Source organism: Okeania sp. KiyG1, from assembly GCF_014132355.1.
GTDB lineage: Bacteria > Cyanobacteriota > Cyanobacteriia > Cyanobacteriales > Microcoleaceae > Okeania.
Genome location: NZ_BLZO01000013.1, coordinates 65369 through 81650, shown reverse-complemented (window position 1 = coordinate 81650; position 16282 = coordinate 65369). Strand labels below are relative to the sequence as shown.

11 protein-coding genes are annotated in these 16282 nt (G+C 43.1%); 1 reads left to right on the top strand and 10 read right to left on the bottom strand.

Annotated features, from left to right (window positions below):
- Window positions 1–98: 98 nt before the first annotated feature.
- Together SAGCYANO_RS47245 and SAGCYANO_RS01715 are read right to left on the bottom strand one after the other, a co-directional pair.
- Window positions 99–227: a hypothetical protein gene (locus SAGCYANO_RS47245; RefSeq protein ID WP_255502437.1), complete on the bottom strand. Its 129-nt coding sequence runs from the start codon at window positions 225–227 to the stop codon at window positions 99–101.
- Window positions 228–268: 41 nt separating this feature from the next.
- Window positions 269–526: a hypothetical protein gene (locus SAGCYANO_RS01715; protein WP_202218497.1), complete on the bottom strand. Its 258-nt coding sequence runs from the start codon at window positions 524–526 to the stop codon at window positions 269–271.
- A gap of 76 nt (window positions 527–602) precedes the next feature.
- Between SAGCYANO_RS01715 and SAGCYANO_RS01710 the strand changes: the two genes are divergently transcribed.
- Window positions 603–2048, top strand: a complete 1446-nt coding sequence (locus SAGCYANO_RS01710) for an NF041680 family putative transposase (RefSeq protein ID WP_202218496.1) — start codon at window positions 603–605, stop codon at window positions 2046–2048.
- 33 nt (window positions 2049–2081) lie between these two features.
- On the opposite strand, the gene SAGCYANO_RS01705 is transcribed toward SAGCYANO_RS01710, so the two are convergent.
- From SAGCYANO_RS01705 to SAGCYANO_RS01675, 8 genes are all read right to left on the bottom strand, one after another.
- Complete coding sequence (locus tag SAGCYANO_RS01705) at window positions 2082–2687, bottom strand: hypothetical protein (protein ID WP_202218509.1); 606 nt, start codon at window positions 2685–2687, stop codon at window positions 2082–2084.
- Window positions 2688–3076: 389 nt separating this feature from the next.
- On the bottom strand, window positions 3077–4195 hold the full coding sequence (locus SAGCYANO_RS01700) for a hypothetical protein (protein ID WP_202218508.1): 1119 nt from the start codon (window positions 4193–4195) through the stop codon (window positions 3077–3079).
- A gap of 251 nt (window positions 4196–4446) precedes the next feature.
- On the bottom strand, window positions 4447–6033 hold the full coding sequence (locus SAGCYANO_RS01695) for an amino acid adenylation domain-containing protein (RefSeq protein ID WP_202218507.1): 1587 nt from the start codon (window positions 6031–6033) through the stop codon (window positions 4447–4449).
- A 111-nt stretch (window positions 6034–6144) separates the two neighbouring features.
- A complete protein-coding gene (locus SAGCYANO_RS43820) occupies window positions 6145–9141 on the bottom strand; it encodes a type I polyketide synthase (RefSeq protein WP_237395557.1) in 2997 nt (998 codons plus the stop codon).
- Window positions 9142–9158: 17 nt separating this feature from the next.
- Window positions 9159–11876: a type I polyketide synthase gene (locus tag SAGCYANO_RS43815; protein WP_237395555.1), complete on the bottom strand. Its 2718-nt coding sequence runs from the start codon at window positions 11874–11876 to the stop codon at window positions 9159–9161.
- A gap of 49 nt (window positions 11877–11925) precedes the next feature.
- The gene (locus SAGCYANO_RS01685) at window positions 11926–13257 is read right to left on the bottom strand and encodes a cytochrome P450 (protein ID WP_237395553.1); all 1332 of its coding nucleotides are present in this window, start codon (window positions 13255–13257) and stop codon (window positions 11926–11928) included.
- Window positions 13258–13408: 151 nt separating this feature from the next.
- Window positions 13409–14740, bottom strand: a complete 1332-nt coding sequence (locus SAGCYANO_RS01680; RefSeq protein WP_202218505.1) for a cytochrome P450 — start codon at window positions 14738–14740, stop codon at window positions 13409–13411.
- 166 nt (window positions 14741–14906) lie between these two features.
- Window positions 14907–16280, bottom strand: coding sequence for a cytochrome P450 (locus tag SAGCYANO_RS01675; RefSeq protein WP_307785796.1), 1374 nt, complete (start codon window positions 16278–16280; stop codon window positions 14907–14909).
- Between the last annotated feature and the right edge of the window lie 2 nt (window positions 16281–16282).

Sequence of the window (16282 nt, the reverse complement as noted above, 5' to 3'; positions counted from 1 at the left end):
ACTTTGGACAAAAAAGTAGTTAGCGTAATAGTTACACTAACTACCAAAATTAAGGTTTAAAGACCGAATTCATACTGGAATTATCTTTGTTTTTGACATTATTTATCATCCCGAAGATCATAGGATGGGTCTGGTTCAATTTCTCCACCAAAACAAATATCTAAATAACTTTCTTGAAGGGAATGAACAACTCTCTCCAACTCATCAATAAGATTCCTTCGACTCATTTTTTCAACTGCATCAATATGAGCTTCACTACCCGCTTTGCCTAAATATTTATATTTAGTTTTTTCTGACTATCAGTAGCCATAGGAAAAATCGGTGAAGCAGATTGTAATTTATAATAATAGTAAAGTTTCTGATTTCTATTGACTTGATAACGGATGATATGAACTTCACGAGGAATCACCTCTCCTTCTCGTTCAATTTTCTTAATTTTCTGCTTCATCTGACGGATTAAACCCTGAATTTGTTTCCCTCTAATGGCTGCAGGTTGAGTGGTTTGCTTGGATTTCGGTGTAGACATGAGACTGAATAGTTAAGAAAGGATTTATGTTGGCGTAAAATATACACTAACATTCAGAGGTGTATTATTCACAACCATGGAAAATCAAGAAAACAGTCAATCAATCAAGGAGTTCTTATCCTGGAGGCAAAACCTTTATCATGGAGTTAATGCAAGAATTGAAACTATTATAGAATTAGTAGATGCCCTTTCATCAAACTCCATCGCAAGTTCGGTAGTAGAATTGTCTGAACATCCTTTATTTCGACGAAATTATAACAGTTTATATAAAGGAATTCAAGAATTTTTACCTGATAAAAATGATGATAATTACTCACAACAAGTTAATTACTTATTAGAGGCTGCGTCTCAAACAATTCCTACTCCAGTTTCCCGACATTTTCATTTATTTGGAATTGATACAACTCCTTGTCCACGTCCTTTTTCAGCTACATTGGCCGACAAAACTTTTATCAATTATCCCAATCCAATTAAAGGAAATAAACCCATTAGTATTGGCCATTATTATTCAGTTATATGCGCTTTACCAGAGAGAATAGCAACAGGTAATGTACCTTGGGCTGTTCCCTTATTAGGAGAAAGGGTTCCCTCGTCAGAAAAGGCTACTAACATTGGTAATAAACAACTGGAAAAAATCTTTAAAACTGCTTCTTTCTCTGGAGAGAAGTTATCAGTTTTAGTTGCTGACAGTTTCTACAGCCAAAGAAATTTTATTGGAGAACAAGTCAAGCATAAAAACTTAATTACCGTGACACGAGTGAGAAGCAATCGAGTCTTTTACCGTCAATTTATCAGGAAAGAACACCAAGCAATTACTTCAGGACATCCCCGTTGGTATGGAGATAAATTTGACCTGAAAGATGAGAATACTTGGCATGAACCTACGGAGGTTAGTCAATCCATTTTTACTACTAGAAAAGGTCGTCAATTGACAGTAACAATTTCGGGTTGGAACCAGATGTTAATGAAAGGAACTCAGAACTATAAAATGAATCGTTATCCTTTTACTTTACTACAAATTAATATTACTGATGAAGTAGGTAATCAGATTGGGAAACCGATGTGGTTAATTGTTATTGGTTCTCGACGTCAAGAGTTAAGTTTGATTGATTGCTATGAATCTTATCGGCAACGTTATGACATAGAACATCTGTTCCGATTTGGTAAACAAAGATTATTAATGACAGCTTATTCAACCCCTGATGTTGAACATGAAGAAAATTGGTTCAAATTAACATTAATTGCTTATGTTAATTTATGGGCTGCTAGGAATTTAGCCATTGTTTTACCCCGTCCTTGGGAACATTATTTGAAGACTAATAAATCAGTTAAAATCACTCCCAGTTTAGTTCAAAGAGATTTTTATCGAATAATTTCGACTTTGGGTACAATGACGACATCTCCTAAACGTCGAGGTTATTCTACCGGACGGATTAAAGGATATAAAACAACACCACGAACTCGTCATCAAGTTATCATCAAAGGCAAAAAAAAATCCAAAAAACAACGAAAAGTTTCTTAGTAGTGGGCGACAACTCTTAATTATTGCCATTTTTCAGTGATTAAATTCACTGGAGACAGAGAAATATTTCTCTAATATAGTTAGCGTAAATATTACGCTAACTGTTTTCTTTTTGTCCAAAGTCCAATCTCCTTCGTAACCTGTTGGTAATTCTGCCTTGGGGGTTTTTCGCTTTTGAGGCGAGTAGTATTTCTCTTTCAGGAATAATACGTTATCAGTTCCCAAGGTGATGTCTTGAATAATTACTTCTTCGTAACCTTTAAACTGTGCATCCATGGGCAGTAATTCTATCGGATACTCTAATATTTCTTCTCTATCTATTTTGACCTTAGATTTTTTACTACCCTTAGAATGGTTTTGAGGTAGCTTTCGTTCTTTTTCTGATGAGTAATTGTTTGAGAACCCTCTTGGTTTTTTAGCTTTGATATTTGGCTTACCCTGTTCTCCTTTGAGGCGGTTGTTTTCGTCTCTTAAGCGTTGGTTTTCTTGTTGCAGGTCTTTGAGTTGTACGTGTAATTTTTCTATCAGGTTCAGTAGGCTTTCTACTTTTTGAGACAAGGACTTGTCTGCAATTTCAGTAGGGTCTATCGTTTGCAGAACCTGCTCTACTAATTTTTGGTTGTCATTATTTTGTCTCATGTTTCATATTTTATAACCTTCTGTGTTCGTCTGTTGTTATTCTTTATCCTTTATTCTTTTTTGGCTACCCTGATTGATTGAGCCGATACGATCGCTCCCTATTTTATCAATCCATTTGATTGGCCTTGGCAGTTATAATCATTCCCTACCCCATCATATTGAGTGGATACTGATAATTAATGTATTCCTTTAAAGCTATATTTTATAGCTTTTATTATTCTTATTTATTCATTTATCCCCTATTCCCTATAACAAAAATATTCAATATCTCACAACTAAAATCTTATGGCTATATAGCGTTTCTATTTCAAATATAAACAGAGTTATTTAGGAAAAGGTAACAGGGGAAAGAGATTGTATTTTTTTTAGAAAAAAACTACAATCTGGGTTTACAAATCATTTGGAAGCGCTATAGAACCGACGAAGTTATTAATGGGCAAGTCCTTTAAGTTTGTGGCTACATCAACCAGACAGGACAAGAAACTATCAACCAAAGTCTCCGCCGTCTTCTGACTGATTGCAGGCTGAGAAAAGGAGAAATTAAAAAACATTTTTTCCTCAAAAGTTGTAACAATACCGAGTAAAAAACCCCCAAATGTGGCCTGTCCCGCAGTCGTACTGATTTCTGACAGTTTAAATTGACCGTAAACCCTCGGAATATTGACTCGACCCACATAGGACATACCCACTGTATAAGGGGCTAGATCGGGGCGCGTGAGAGTCAAATCGATCATCTTCCTATACATCAACACTATATTGAAGATATCGCCCCGTCTTAAGGCAACTTCCACCTCTTGTGTCACCTCCCGTGCTAATTCCCAGAAGGAAGTATTTGTGCCGAGAGTGTGATATGATGCTATGCTGCAAGCCAGTGCTGCCATGTGTTCATTGCCGATCATTGCTTTCAAGCGCCTACGCAGATCGACAGCATTCATGCAGCACACACAAGTTTTTTGCTCTGCTCTGATTTTTCGGGCTGTGGCGAATATCATTGCTGCACATAAGGCACATTGTACTGTTGTCCTTTCTTGAAAGCAACGTGTAATCAGCTGTTGAGTCACCTGAGTATCTAACTGTCTATAAACATTGCCAGTACGGCGTAATTCAAGAGGTACAGTCTTCTCAAAACTCAAGCTTTTTGGTCGATACCACATGGCTTTGAACAGAAGTCGCAGCACAAATGATAGCTTGTTGATATTACCCCTGAAACCTTTTGTTGATGGAGGTAATAACTCATCTATAGGGGGTAGCGCTGGTAAGCTGGGTACTGGTGCAACTGGTTCACCAGAGGCAATTTTCGAGCAGCAGGTCAAGATTTCTGAATATAATTGAATTATCGATCTGCCATCTGTGATGGCATGGTTTATTGTGACAATCAGGTAACTAGCACTGTTTTCACTTTGCTCCCGTCCTTGCACAAGTACAGCTCGCAACAGCACTTCACTACTCTCAATTTTGGTGTTTAGTTCTTCCAGAACAGTTTCTTGCCATTTTCTAGGGTGCTGCATATCCACAACCCGCAAAGGAATCTTTTTAGCCCCCGTTTCAAAACGGAGATTATCCAGGTCTCCGACGATCCGAGAATTAAGCCGAGAATGATGAGTTTGGACAAGTGCGAGGGCCTGTCTAACAATCTCTTCACTCAGGGGGCCTAAAATGCGCCCGATAACTAATGAATTTGATGAGCTAGTTAAGCGATTTAGTATTTCCACTACTTGCTCAGTTGCACTTAGTTTTCTTGTTTCAATCATAAATAGACCTATTTCACTTCAGAACACAGTGAGATTTTCTCAATCTTACCTGTAGTCGTTTTGGGCAGCTCAGAACGAAACTCGATAAATTCAGGAATCATATACTTGGGCAGGCGCTCCGCACAAAAGTATTCCAAATCGCTCTTGGTAAGGGTATTTCCCTCATGGACAGCGACTATCGCCTTAATCCTGTTGCCGATTTCTTCGTCAGGGATGGCAATGACTGCTGCCTCTTCTATCGCAGAATGAGTGTAGAGTGTTGTTTCGATTTCCTCAAGTTCAATCCGGTATCCTCGACTCTTGATTTGGTTGTCGTAACGCCCTAAATAGATATAATTGCCATCAAAATCACGTTTCACTAAATCGCCAGTTCCAAAAACCCTTTCCTCCCGGTTGTAACCCGGTATGGGGAACAGAATAAGACTCCCTCGCGTTTTTTCTGGCATTCCCCAATAGCCCTTCATTAGAGAAGATCCACGCACATAAAGTTCTCCAATCTCCCCTGGTTGAGTTATTTCTTGGTTCTCGTTAACAGCAAATATCTCAGTGTTGGCACAAGCTTTACCCAGAGGAAGGGACTGTACGAGTTCCCCTGGTATTTCCTGAACCGGATAATAAGTACAGACATTCGTTTCCGTAGGACCGTAGAGGTTATAGTACTTTGCCTGTGGTATCAATTCCATTAACTGACGAAGGTACTTAATGGGGAACACTTCCCCTGCAAATAAAACTGTGTGCAGATGAGGCAATTGAGTTTGCTGCAAGTTACCGTAGACAACAAGCTGTCTCAACACAAAAGGAACGGAATACCAGATAGTAATCTGTTGTTGTTCAATAAACTTGGCTAGGTTCCTAGGAAATACAGAGAGTTCTGGGGGAACCAAAATGACCGTTGCTCCTGCTTTTATAGTCGTGAAGATATCAAATATAGACAGATCGAAATGAAGTGGCGCGTGGTTAGAAACGCGATCTCTAGCCTGTACCTGAAAACATTCATAAGACCAGTTGACAAAGGTTAGAGAGGCACGATGGCTAATCATTACTCCTTTAGGTGTACCAGTAGAACCGGATGTGTAGAGAATATAGGCTAAATCCTCTTCAATCATCCCAGTAGCGGTCGGTAATAAATTGGTTGCTGTTTTCAGTACATCCAGCCAAGATACAACCCTAACAGTTGGTGCGTTTTCTATCTCTTGAACTACCTCATCATCAACAAGTACTAGACATTGGACAGAAGAAGAGTCTGGCAACTTAAGACTTACTGCCTTTTTTTGAGTAGTCACTAAACCCTTAATCTGGCAATTGTCAATAATCAAGGCTACTCGCTTAATCGGAGCTAAGGGATCGAGAGGAACATAGGCAGCTCCAGCTTTCAAGATGCCAAAAATGGCAATTACTGCTTCAATGGATTTGTTCAGGTAGATACCGACGCGATCGCCTTTTGATATTCCACAGTCATTTAAAACTCTAGCTAAACTATTAGAGAGCTGGTCTAGTTCTCGATAAGTAATGCTGCGGTCTTTATAAATTACAGCTTCTCGATCGGGGTAGAACTGAGAACTGGTTTCTAAGAGCTGTTGTAGAAGATAGATCATGTCCTTTGAATTGGTTTGCACTATCAATGAAGAAGGATGAGGATACAGTTTTTGTCTGAACCCAATTTTGTCGTGTTTGATATAGACTCAAAGAATTAGCATTAATTACAACTATATATTCATTTTATCTAATTCAAGAAGTAGAAGATTTTGAGCTTCTGCTTCTGATAATTGTTCTATTTCTTCTCGGAAGTTATATGTTTTTCTTTCCATAATTTTTGGCTCATTTATTGTACCTGCTAACTCTACAGATAATACCTCCGAGGAAATATAACTTAATAATTTTTCCACAGTTGGATAATCAAACAACAGGGTTGAACCTAATTTAGTCTGTAAACTGGACTCTAGGCTATTGGTCAATTGCACCGCCATCAGAGAATCTAAGCCAAAATCAAACAAAGGTTGCCGCATTCCAATTTTTTGTATATCTTGCAAACCTAAAGTTTTAGCGATTGCCGAGCGAACGTGAGTGTTTAAGAACTCCTGACGTTCGGAAACTGGTGTTGCTTCGAGTTGTTCTCTAAATGCTGACTTTTGGGTTAACGACGGCTCAGTTGCAAGGAAAGCCGACAAAAATGGCATTGTTTGCCCGCCGGGTAGCTCCCTTAAAAACGTTAACCAATTCACGGGAAATACCCCAACTTGGCTGGGAGCGTCAGATAGCAACGATTCCAATGCCTGCATTCCCTGTTCTGGCTTAATAGCACTAATTCCACTACTCTCTAGCCGCTTTTGATTGAGACTATTGAGACGAGCTGCCATACCTGATGTTGCCCAGACTCCCCAATTGATACTCAATCCCGGTAATCCCATGCCGCGACGGTAGCGAATGATCGCATCCATAAAGCCATTGGCAGCAGCATAGTTTCCTTGACCCAGGTTGCCGAGCATCGAAGTCATTGAGGAGAAACAGACAAAGAAATCTAGGGGTAAATCCTTGGTCAGTTGATGCAAATGCCAAGTTCCTTGTACCTTGGGGGCTATCACTTTTTTAAACTGCTGCCAGCTTAGGTTTTGTAGCACTCCATCATCTAACACTCCCGCAGCATGAATGATGCCTTTGAGTGGAGGCAATGATGCCTCAAGCTGCTGGAAAACCCGATCCACATCTTCTGCGATCGAGATATCTCCTAACAAAACACTGACTGAAGCTCCGGCTGTTTCTAACTCCTGTATGATTTGTTGTGCTGTTTCATTAGGATCACTACGTCCAGTTAAGACAATGTGCTTGGCTCCCTCTTTAACCATCCATTGGGCAACTTCCAAGCCTAATGCTCCTAGTCCTCCAGTAATCAAATAACTGGCTTCGGGTTGTATTAACTCCGATGGTTGTTGTGAGCCGAGTTTCTGTTGTTGTCGCACTAACCGGGCCACATAACGGACTTCTTGACGAATGGCAATTTGGTCTTCGCGATCGCCCAACAACATTTCATCGACTAAGCTAGGAATAGCTTCATTAACAGGGAATTCTGGGTCTAAATCGACTTGGTAACACCTGAATTCCGGATGTTCCAGGCGAAGGACTCGTCCCAGTCCCCAGAGAGAACCTTGTTGAGGTTGCACCACTTCGGTATCCGCTAAGACACTCTGAGTGCCTTGAGTAACTAACCATATCGGCACAGTTAATCCCGCTTGCAGTAAACCTTGCACTAAATGTAGTAGGGCAGCACAACCGAGTTCTTGGGCAGTTTCTAACTCATCCACAGATTCGATGCTTTCATTAACCCCCCAGAAATGCACAATCCCCTTAATTTCACTATTTTCTTGCAGCAGTTGGGGGAATTGTTCGGCAACAGTAGGGTTGATGTGATAATGTTGTGCCTCTAATTTTTTGTACTCCGAACCTGGAGATACCCAAATACAGTTATCTCCCTTTTTGCGTAATTCATTGCCCATCAGTTCTGCCAATTCACTATGGGAGCAAAATACCAACCAATTACCTGTTTTATTTTGCTCAGATGAGTTTGTTGGAGCTAAGGGTTGAGCTTGCCAGTTGATTTGATAAAACCAATGACTTAAATCCGCACGCAGAGTCATCAGCAAGATTTTTGGATTAGCTTTCCTAGTTTCAAAACCAGTCACTCGAGCCACGAGCTGCCTATGTTGGTCAAATAGTTCTATATCGGCTTTGAGTTGATCTTCCGATTGCGTGTCTTTCGAGCGACGAGTATAGCACCACAGCAATCCAGGTTGAGGAAGATTGTAGAATGTAAATTTTTCTACACTAAATGGTACCAAAGTCTCATTCTTGTCGTCGGACTGATTTAAAACCAGTGCGACAACCGAATAAAAACACGAGTCAATTAAAGCGGGATGGAGTTGATATTTATCTGCATCCTGAATAGTCTGGGGGACTTTCAGTTGCGCGAGAACTTCGTCTTCTCCGATCCATAGCTGTTCGAGCCAACGGAAACTCGGTCCTAATTGAACTTGTCTCTCCCCAAGATGCTGGTAAATCTCCGTTCCTTCGATGTTTTGAGGACAACGAGCTTGAATCTCTTCCAGGGATAATTGCAATCGCTCAATCTTTGCTGCCGACAATTTCCCAGTCGCATGAACCGCCCAAGAACCGGAGGCTAGACCGTGGTTTGCTCCCCCATTCGTTGGCGAGTCTAAAGAGTCGTCAAAGCTAATGAATTGAAAGGTATAAGAGCTATCACTTGGAGTCAAAGCAACTTGAACCTTGCGCATTCCTTGCTCCGGAATTGCGAGAGCTTGGGGAAAGAGAATATTCTCCAGTTGACATACTGTTCCGGGCAATGTTAAAGAGGCAGCTCCTAACAAAAAGGAAATATGGCTGGCACCCGGAACAATTACTTTTTCATAGATACGATGGTCTGGTAAAAATGGATAGTTTTCGCTACTAAAATCAGACTCGAAAAAGATTTCCTGCGATAAGGGAGATTGGAATTTTTGATTAATCAGGGGATGAAGTTTTACTGTCGAGATAGCTTTTGCATCCCAATCTTCAGACGTTTCTACCCAATACCGTTCTCGTTGGAAGGGATAGGTAGGTAAGGAGACTTTCTTCCGAGTATAATCTCGGTCAAATCCCGACCAATCTACTCCATATCCCCGTACATATAACTGTCCCAAACTAGAGAGCATTTGTTGCCATTCACCCCTCAAAAGCGCAGCATCCTCTGGCTTTCCCCCTTTCCAAGGGGGACGGGAGGGGGATTCCAAGGGGGACGGGAGGGGATTTTACCGGGGCGCAACGATGGCAACCACAAACCGATCTCTTCTGGCAAGCATTGACGCCCCATACCGACTAAAATTGGTTTAGGTCCAATTTCCAGGAAAGTGTCATAGCCTTGTTGGTGTAATTCTTTCATTCCTCGAGCAAACCTGACCGGTTGGCGCACGTGACGAACCCAATATTTTGCTGTAGCAATGCTCTGGTCTGCTTGGACTCCGGTAACATTAGAGATGATGGGAATTTTGGGCTGATGGTAGGTAATTTGACTGGCTACGGCTTCAAACTCTGCCAACATGGGTTCCATTAGTGGGGAATGGAAAGCATGGGATACTTGGAGTTGTTTGGTTTTAATGCCAATAGATTCCAGGCGAGTAGCGATCACTCCTACGGCTTCGACTTCACCGGATATTACCGTACTTTCCGGCCCATTGATTGCTGCAATTGCTACTGCTTCCTCCAGGGCCATCTCCTGTAACGTCTCTCGTACCTTCGACTCAGAAGCGATCGCAGAAACCATTGCTCCACCCGCTGGTAATTTTTGCATCAAATTACCCCGAGCGGCAATCAGTTGCAAACCCTCTTCTAAGCTCCATACTCCAGCTACCGTTGCGGCCACATATTCCCCCACACTATGACCCATCAGCACATCGGGTTTAATCCCCCAGGACTGCCAGAGTTTAAATAAAGCATATTCTATAGCAAATAACACTGGTTGCGTATAAGCAGTTTGGTCTAGTCGGGATGAATTTGATGAACCGTCCGCTGGATAGAGAATTTCTCGTAAAGACGTTTCCTGGAGCCTGTCTAAACGACTGAGAATTTCCTCGCATTGGTTAATCGCTTCCCGAAACGTGGTGGCTCGATCGTACAATTGCCGACCCATATTGATATATTGAGAACCTTGACCTGTGAATAAGAAAGCGATTTTCGGTACTGTAGTATCATCGGTAAATTCTCCCGAGTAGATTCCAACTCCCTCTTCTCCCTGTTGGTACTGTCGGAGTTTTTCAACTAACTCTTGTTGTTGTGAGGTGACAATTGCTAGTCTGTGGTTGAACTGAGCACGTCCTGTATTGGCTGTATAGCAGATATCATCTACCCCTAATTCGGGATGAGTTTTGAGATAATTTTGATAACTATTGACTAAATCTCTAAGAGCCGTTTCGGTTTTCGCTGAAAGAGTTAGCACATGAACTAAACGTTCTAGCTCATCTTGACTTTTAACTTTTGACTTTTGACTTTTGACTTTTACTGGTGCTTCTTCTAAGATAACATGAGCATTGGTACCACTAAAGCCAAAGGAACTCACTCCCGCAATGCGAGTTTTACCATTGGTTTGCCAAGGAGTGAGCTGAGTGGAGACTTGTAATGGTAATTGTGACCAATTAATATAAGGATTCGGCTGTTTAAAATGCAGTGATGGTGCTATTTGTTGATGTTGCAGTTGCAGGACTACCTTCATCAAACCAGCAATTCCTGCCGCTACCTCTAAGTGACCTATGTTGGTTTTAGCTGTACCAATAATTAAGGGTTGCTTTTGCGAGTGAGTTTCTCCAAATACTGTTCCTAAAGCTCTCACTTCAATGGGGTCTCCCAAGGAAGTTCCTGTACCATGAGCTTCAACATAACTAACACTTGCTGGATCTACTCCTCCATTTTCCAATGCTTTACGGATAACAGCGACTTGAGAAGGCCCATTCGGTACTGTCAAACCACCACTTGGCCCATCTTGATTAACAGCAGTTCCACGAAGTACTGCCAGAATATTATCCCCATTAGCCATGGCATCACTGAGACGCTTCAAAACAATTATGCCGCACCCTTCTCCTCGTACATAACCGTTTGCAGAGGCATCAAAAGTCTTACATCGACCATCAGGAGATAACATTTTTGCTTGAGAGAAAACAATACTAAATTTGGGAGATAAGAGTAAATTTACACCTCCAGCTAAAGCCAGATTGCATTCTCCCTGTCTCAGACTCTGACAAGCCAAATGCACCGATACCAAAGACGAAGAGCAAGCCGTTTCAACTGCCATATTCGGTCCGGTTAATCCCAAGGTGTATGACAAACGTCCGGTCGAAGCACTCGGTACATTACCCGTACCCCAGTAAGCATGAGGTATCTCAAAGGTAGCCAGTTGATTTAAGTAATCGCTGCCACCAATACCAATAAAGACTCCCGTGAGGCTCTTAAACAATTGGTCGGGAACGATGTGCGATCTTTCGAGAGCTTCCCAACTGACTTCCAGCAATAACCGTTGTTGAGGGTCTAAGCTTTGAGCTTCTCGAGGAGCAATTCCAAAAAAATCGGCATCGAAGCCTTCAATTTGCGAGATAAACCCCCCATCGCGGGTAGCAATTTTGCCTGGAGTATCTGGGTCTGGGTCATAGTATTTCTTGATATTCCATCGTGCTGAAGGGACTGGTGTGATCGCATCGACTCCATGATTGAGCAGTTCCCAGAAGGCTTCCGGAGAATCGACTCCACCTGGGAAGCGACAACTCATACCAACTATCGCGATCGCTTCTTTGTCTTGGTTTTCAATGGTTTGTAATTTGGACTTTAAGGCTTCTATCTGGAGAAACGCATTTTCCATTAATGTTTTATAGTTTACAGACCGACTACTTTTACTTTCTTTCATTAGTTTTGATTACCTCCTAGAGATGCTATTTTTTTCAGCGAGCCAAGCTTTAACTTCCTTGCTTGTCACCCCCTGAGCGTTTTCTAAATTGCACCTTCAGACCCGAACGAGGATGCAGCGTTGGCATAAGCTTCATCGTCAGGTCTTGATCGGGTAGCAGTTCCCAGGTATAGTTTCGCAACAGATGAGCCACAACAATCTTCATTTCCATTTTGGCGAAGGCTTGTCCTAAACAGGTGCGAGGACCACCACCAAAGCCGACTAAACTGAAGTCATACTTCTTATGTTCGGCTCTCTCAGGGCTAAAGCGATCGGGGTCGAATTGCTTGATGTCTGAATAGCAGCGGGGGTCTTTATGGGTCGTGCCGATCGTGTAGAACACCCGCCACCCCTTGGGTACTTGGTAGCCATTGAACTCAAAGGACTCAATTACACCCCGGAACCCTCCTGCGACCGGAGGATACAGTCGCTCTACTTCCTTCAACACTTGCTCCAAGTAAGGCATACCCCTGAGCTGCTCTAGATTCAATGGTCCTTCAACTGCCAGGACATCTTGTTCGTTTTGGGCTTGTTTCCATACTGTTGGATTCTGAGCTAGGGACATAACTAGTGAAGTCAGCATGGAGGAGGTGGTTTCGTATCCGGCAAATAGCATCAGCAGAGCCTGAACTTTGATTTCTTCCATACTCAGACTATTGCCCTCTTCGTCTCGGCTTTGCACCAAAAGACCTAAAGCATCTTGGTTAGGGTGCTGTTGGCGATCGCGAACCACTCCTTCAATGTGAGCCAGTAGCCGATCTCGAGCCTGAAGTGCCCTACCATAGGGTGCCCAGCGGAATCGCAAGGGAATGGTAAATCTTCCGGCAAGGATTTCACTGAACCACTGGCATAGGCGAACTGTCTTTGCTCCTGGCTCACTGCCTAGAAGTAAAAGGCTGGCAATTTCAAACGTGAGTTGCTTCATTTCTCCCAACCAGGTGAAGGTTCCCATGGCTTCCCACTTGGTCAGGTAAGATTGGGTAATGCGCTCCATCGTCTCTAAGTAACCTTCCAGCGCCTTACCGTGGAAGGCAGGCTTTAACACTCTGCGGTTACGCTGGTGTTCTTCCCCGTCTTGAAATAATAAAGATCTTCCAAACAGTTCCTTTATTGTATCCGGCATACTATCTTCCCAGGAAAAATGATGCATGTGGCTGGAGAGAATAAAACGATTTGCTTCTGGACCTACCATGACTACCGTGGGATGACCTAGGAGATGGGTTTTGAAGATCGGCCCATATTTTTCCTGCCGTTTATCAGCAAAGGCAGGGTCGTTTAAGAAACTAAGGGTTTCACCAACAATCGGCAATCCAAAGCTACCCGGTGGTAATTGCTTAGACATAGTATTGTTCATTAGCTTTGATTTCCTGCTAGAGATGTTATTTTTTCAGCGAGTAGGTTTGTCATTTCATCTTCAGACATTTCTTAAACCTGTCAATAAGAGTTCTTCTTCGGGAATGAAAATAAGGTGAAAAGCCTGGTGGACAAAGTCTTTAGCTTCTTGTCTTGTCAGTTACCGAGCGTTTTCTAAATTGCACCTTCAGACCCGAATGAGGATGCAGCATTGGTATAAGCTTCATCGTCAGGTCTTGATCGGGTAGCAGTTCCCAGGTATAGTTTCGCAACATATTAGCAGCAACAATCTTCATTTCCATTTGTGCGAAGGCTTGTCCTAAACAGGTGCGGGGACCGCCACCAAAGCCAACTAAACTGAAGTCATACTTCTTATGTTCGGCTCTCTCAGGACTAAAGCGATCGGGATCGAATTGCTCGATATCTGAATAGCAGCGGGGGTCTTTATGGGTAGTGTGGCTCGTATAGAACACCCGCCACCCCTTGGGTACTTGGTAGCCATTGAACTCAAAGGACTCAATTACACCCCGAAACCCTCCTGCGACTGGAGGATACATTCGCTCTACTTCTTTCAACACTTGCTCCAAGTACGGCATACGCCTAAGCTGCTCTAGATTCAATGGTCCTTCAACTGCCAGCGCATCTTGTTCGTTTTGGGCTTGTTTCCATACTGTTGGATTCTGAGCTAGGGACATAACCAGTGAAGTCAGGATGGAGGAGGAGGTTTCGTGTCCGGCAGATAACATCTGTAGAGCTTGAACTTTGATTTCCTCCATACTCAGACAGTTGCCCTCTTCATCTCGGCTTTGCACCAAAAGACCCAAGACATCTTGGGTGATTTGCTGTTGGCGATCGCGCACCACTCCTTCAATGTGAGCAAGTAGCTGATCGCGAGCCTGAAGTGCTCTACCATAGGGGAACCAGGGGAATCGCCAGGGAATAGTAAATCTTCCGGCAGAGAATTCACTGAACCACTGGCATAGGCGAACTGTCATTGCTCCCGGCTCGCTGCCTAGAAGTAAAACGCTGGCAATTTCAAACGTGAGTTGCTTCATTTCTCCCAACCAGGTGAAGGTTCCCATGGCTTCCCACTTGGTCAGGTAAGATTGGGTAATGCGCTCCATCGTCTCTAAGTAACCTGCCAGCGCCTTACCGTGGAAGGCAGGCTTTAACACTCTGCGGTTACGCTGGTGTTCTTCCCCGTCTTGAAAGAATAAAGATCTTCCAAACAGTTCCTTTATTGTATCCGGCACACTATCTTCCCAGGAAAAATGGTGCATGTGGCTGGAGAGAATAAAACGATTTGCCTCTGGACCGACCATGACTACCGTGGGATGACCTAGGAGATGGGTTTTGAAGATCGGCCCATATTTTTCCTGCCGTTTATCAGCAAAGGCAGGGTCGTTTAAGAAACTAAGGGTTTCACCAACAATCGGCAATCCAAAGCTACCAGGTGGTAATTGCTTAGACATAGTATTTTTCAATGGCAAAGATAAGGTTTTTCATACTCTAGGAACGCTATATCTGGAGAAACGCATTTTCCATTAATGCTTTGTAGTTTACATATCGGTTACTTTTACTTTCTTTCATTAGCTTTGATTACCTCCTAGAGATGCTATTTTTTCAGCGAGCCAAGCTTTAGCTTCCTTGCTTGTCACCCCCCGAGCGTTTTCTAAACTGCACCTTCAGGCCCGAACGAGGGTGCAGGATTGGTATATGCTTCATGGTCAGATTTTGATGGGGTAGCAGTTCCCAGGTATAGTTTCGCAGCAGATGAGCAACGACAATCTTCATTTCCATTTGGGCGAAAGCTTGTCCTAAACAGCTACGGGGACCGCCACCAAAGCCTACTAAACTGAAGTCGTACTTCTTATGTTCGGCTCTTTCAGGGCTAAAGCGATCAGGGTCGAATTGCTCGATGTCTGAATAGCAGCGGCGATCTTTATGGGTAGCCTTGATCGAGAAAAACACCTGCCACCCCTTGGGTACTTGGTAGCCATTGAACTTAAAAGACTCAATTACACCCCGAAATTCCACTGCAACCGGAGGATACAGCCGTTCTACTTCCTTCAAAACTTGCTCCAAGTAAGGCATACGCCTGAGCTGCTCTAGATTCAATGGTCCTTCAGTTGCCAGCGTGTCTTGTTCGTTTTGGGCTTGTTTCCATACTGTTGGATGTTGAGCTAGGGACATAACCAGTGAAGTCAGCATGGAGGTGGTGGTTTCGTGTCCGGCAAATAGTATCTGTAGAGCATTAGGTTTGATTTCCTCCATACTCAGACTGTTGCCCTCTTCGTCTCGGGTTTGCACCAAAATACTCAAGGCATCTTTGGTGGGGTGTTGTTGGCGATCGCGCACCACTCCCTCAATGTGAGCAAGCAGCCGATCTCGAGCCTGAAGTGCCCTACCGTAGGGAGTCCAAGGTAATCCCAAGGGAATGGTAAGATCTCCGGCCGAGAGTTCACTGTACCACTGGGATAGGCGAGTTTTCATTGCTCCTGGCTCACTGCCTAGAAGTAAGACGCTAGCAATCTCAAAGGTGAGTTGCTTCATTTCTCCAAACCAGGTGAAGGTTCCCATTGCTTCCCACTTTGTCAGGTAGGATTGGGTGATGCACTCCATAGTTTCCAAGTAACCTTCCAGGGCCTTACCGTGGAAGGCAGGTTTTAACAGTCTGCGATTACGCTTGTTCTTTTCCTCTTCTTGGAAGGATAGAGATTCTCCCCACAGTTCTCTCCAGTGTGCTGGCATTTCATCTCGCCAGGAAAAATGGTGCATGTGGCTGGAGAGAATGAAACGATTTGCCTCTGGACCCACCATTCCTACCGTGGGACGACCTAGGATATGGGTTTTGAAGATGAGGCCATATTTTTCTTGCCGTTTCTCAACAAAGTCAGGGTCGTTTAAGAAACTAAGGGTTTCACCAATGATCGGTAATCCAAAGCTACCCGGTGGTAATGGCTTAGACATAGTATTTTTCAATAGCAAAGACATATTTTTTAATACTCCCAATT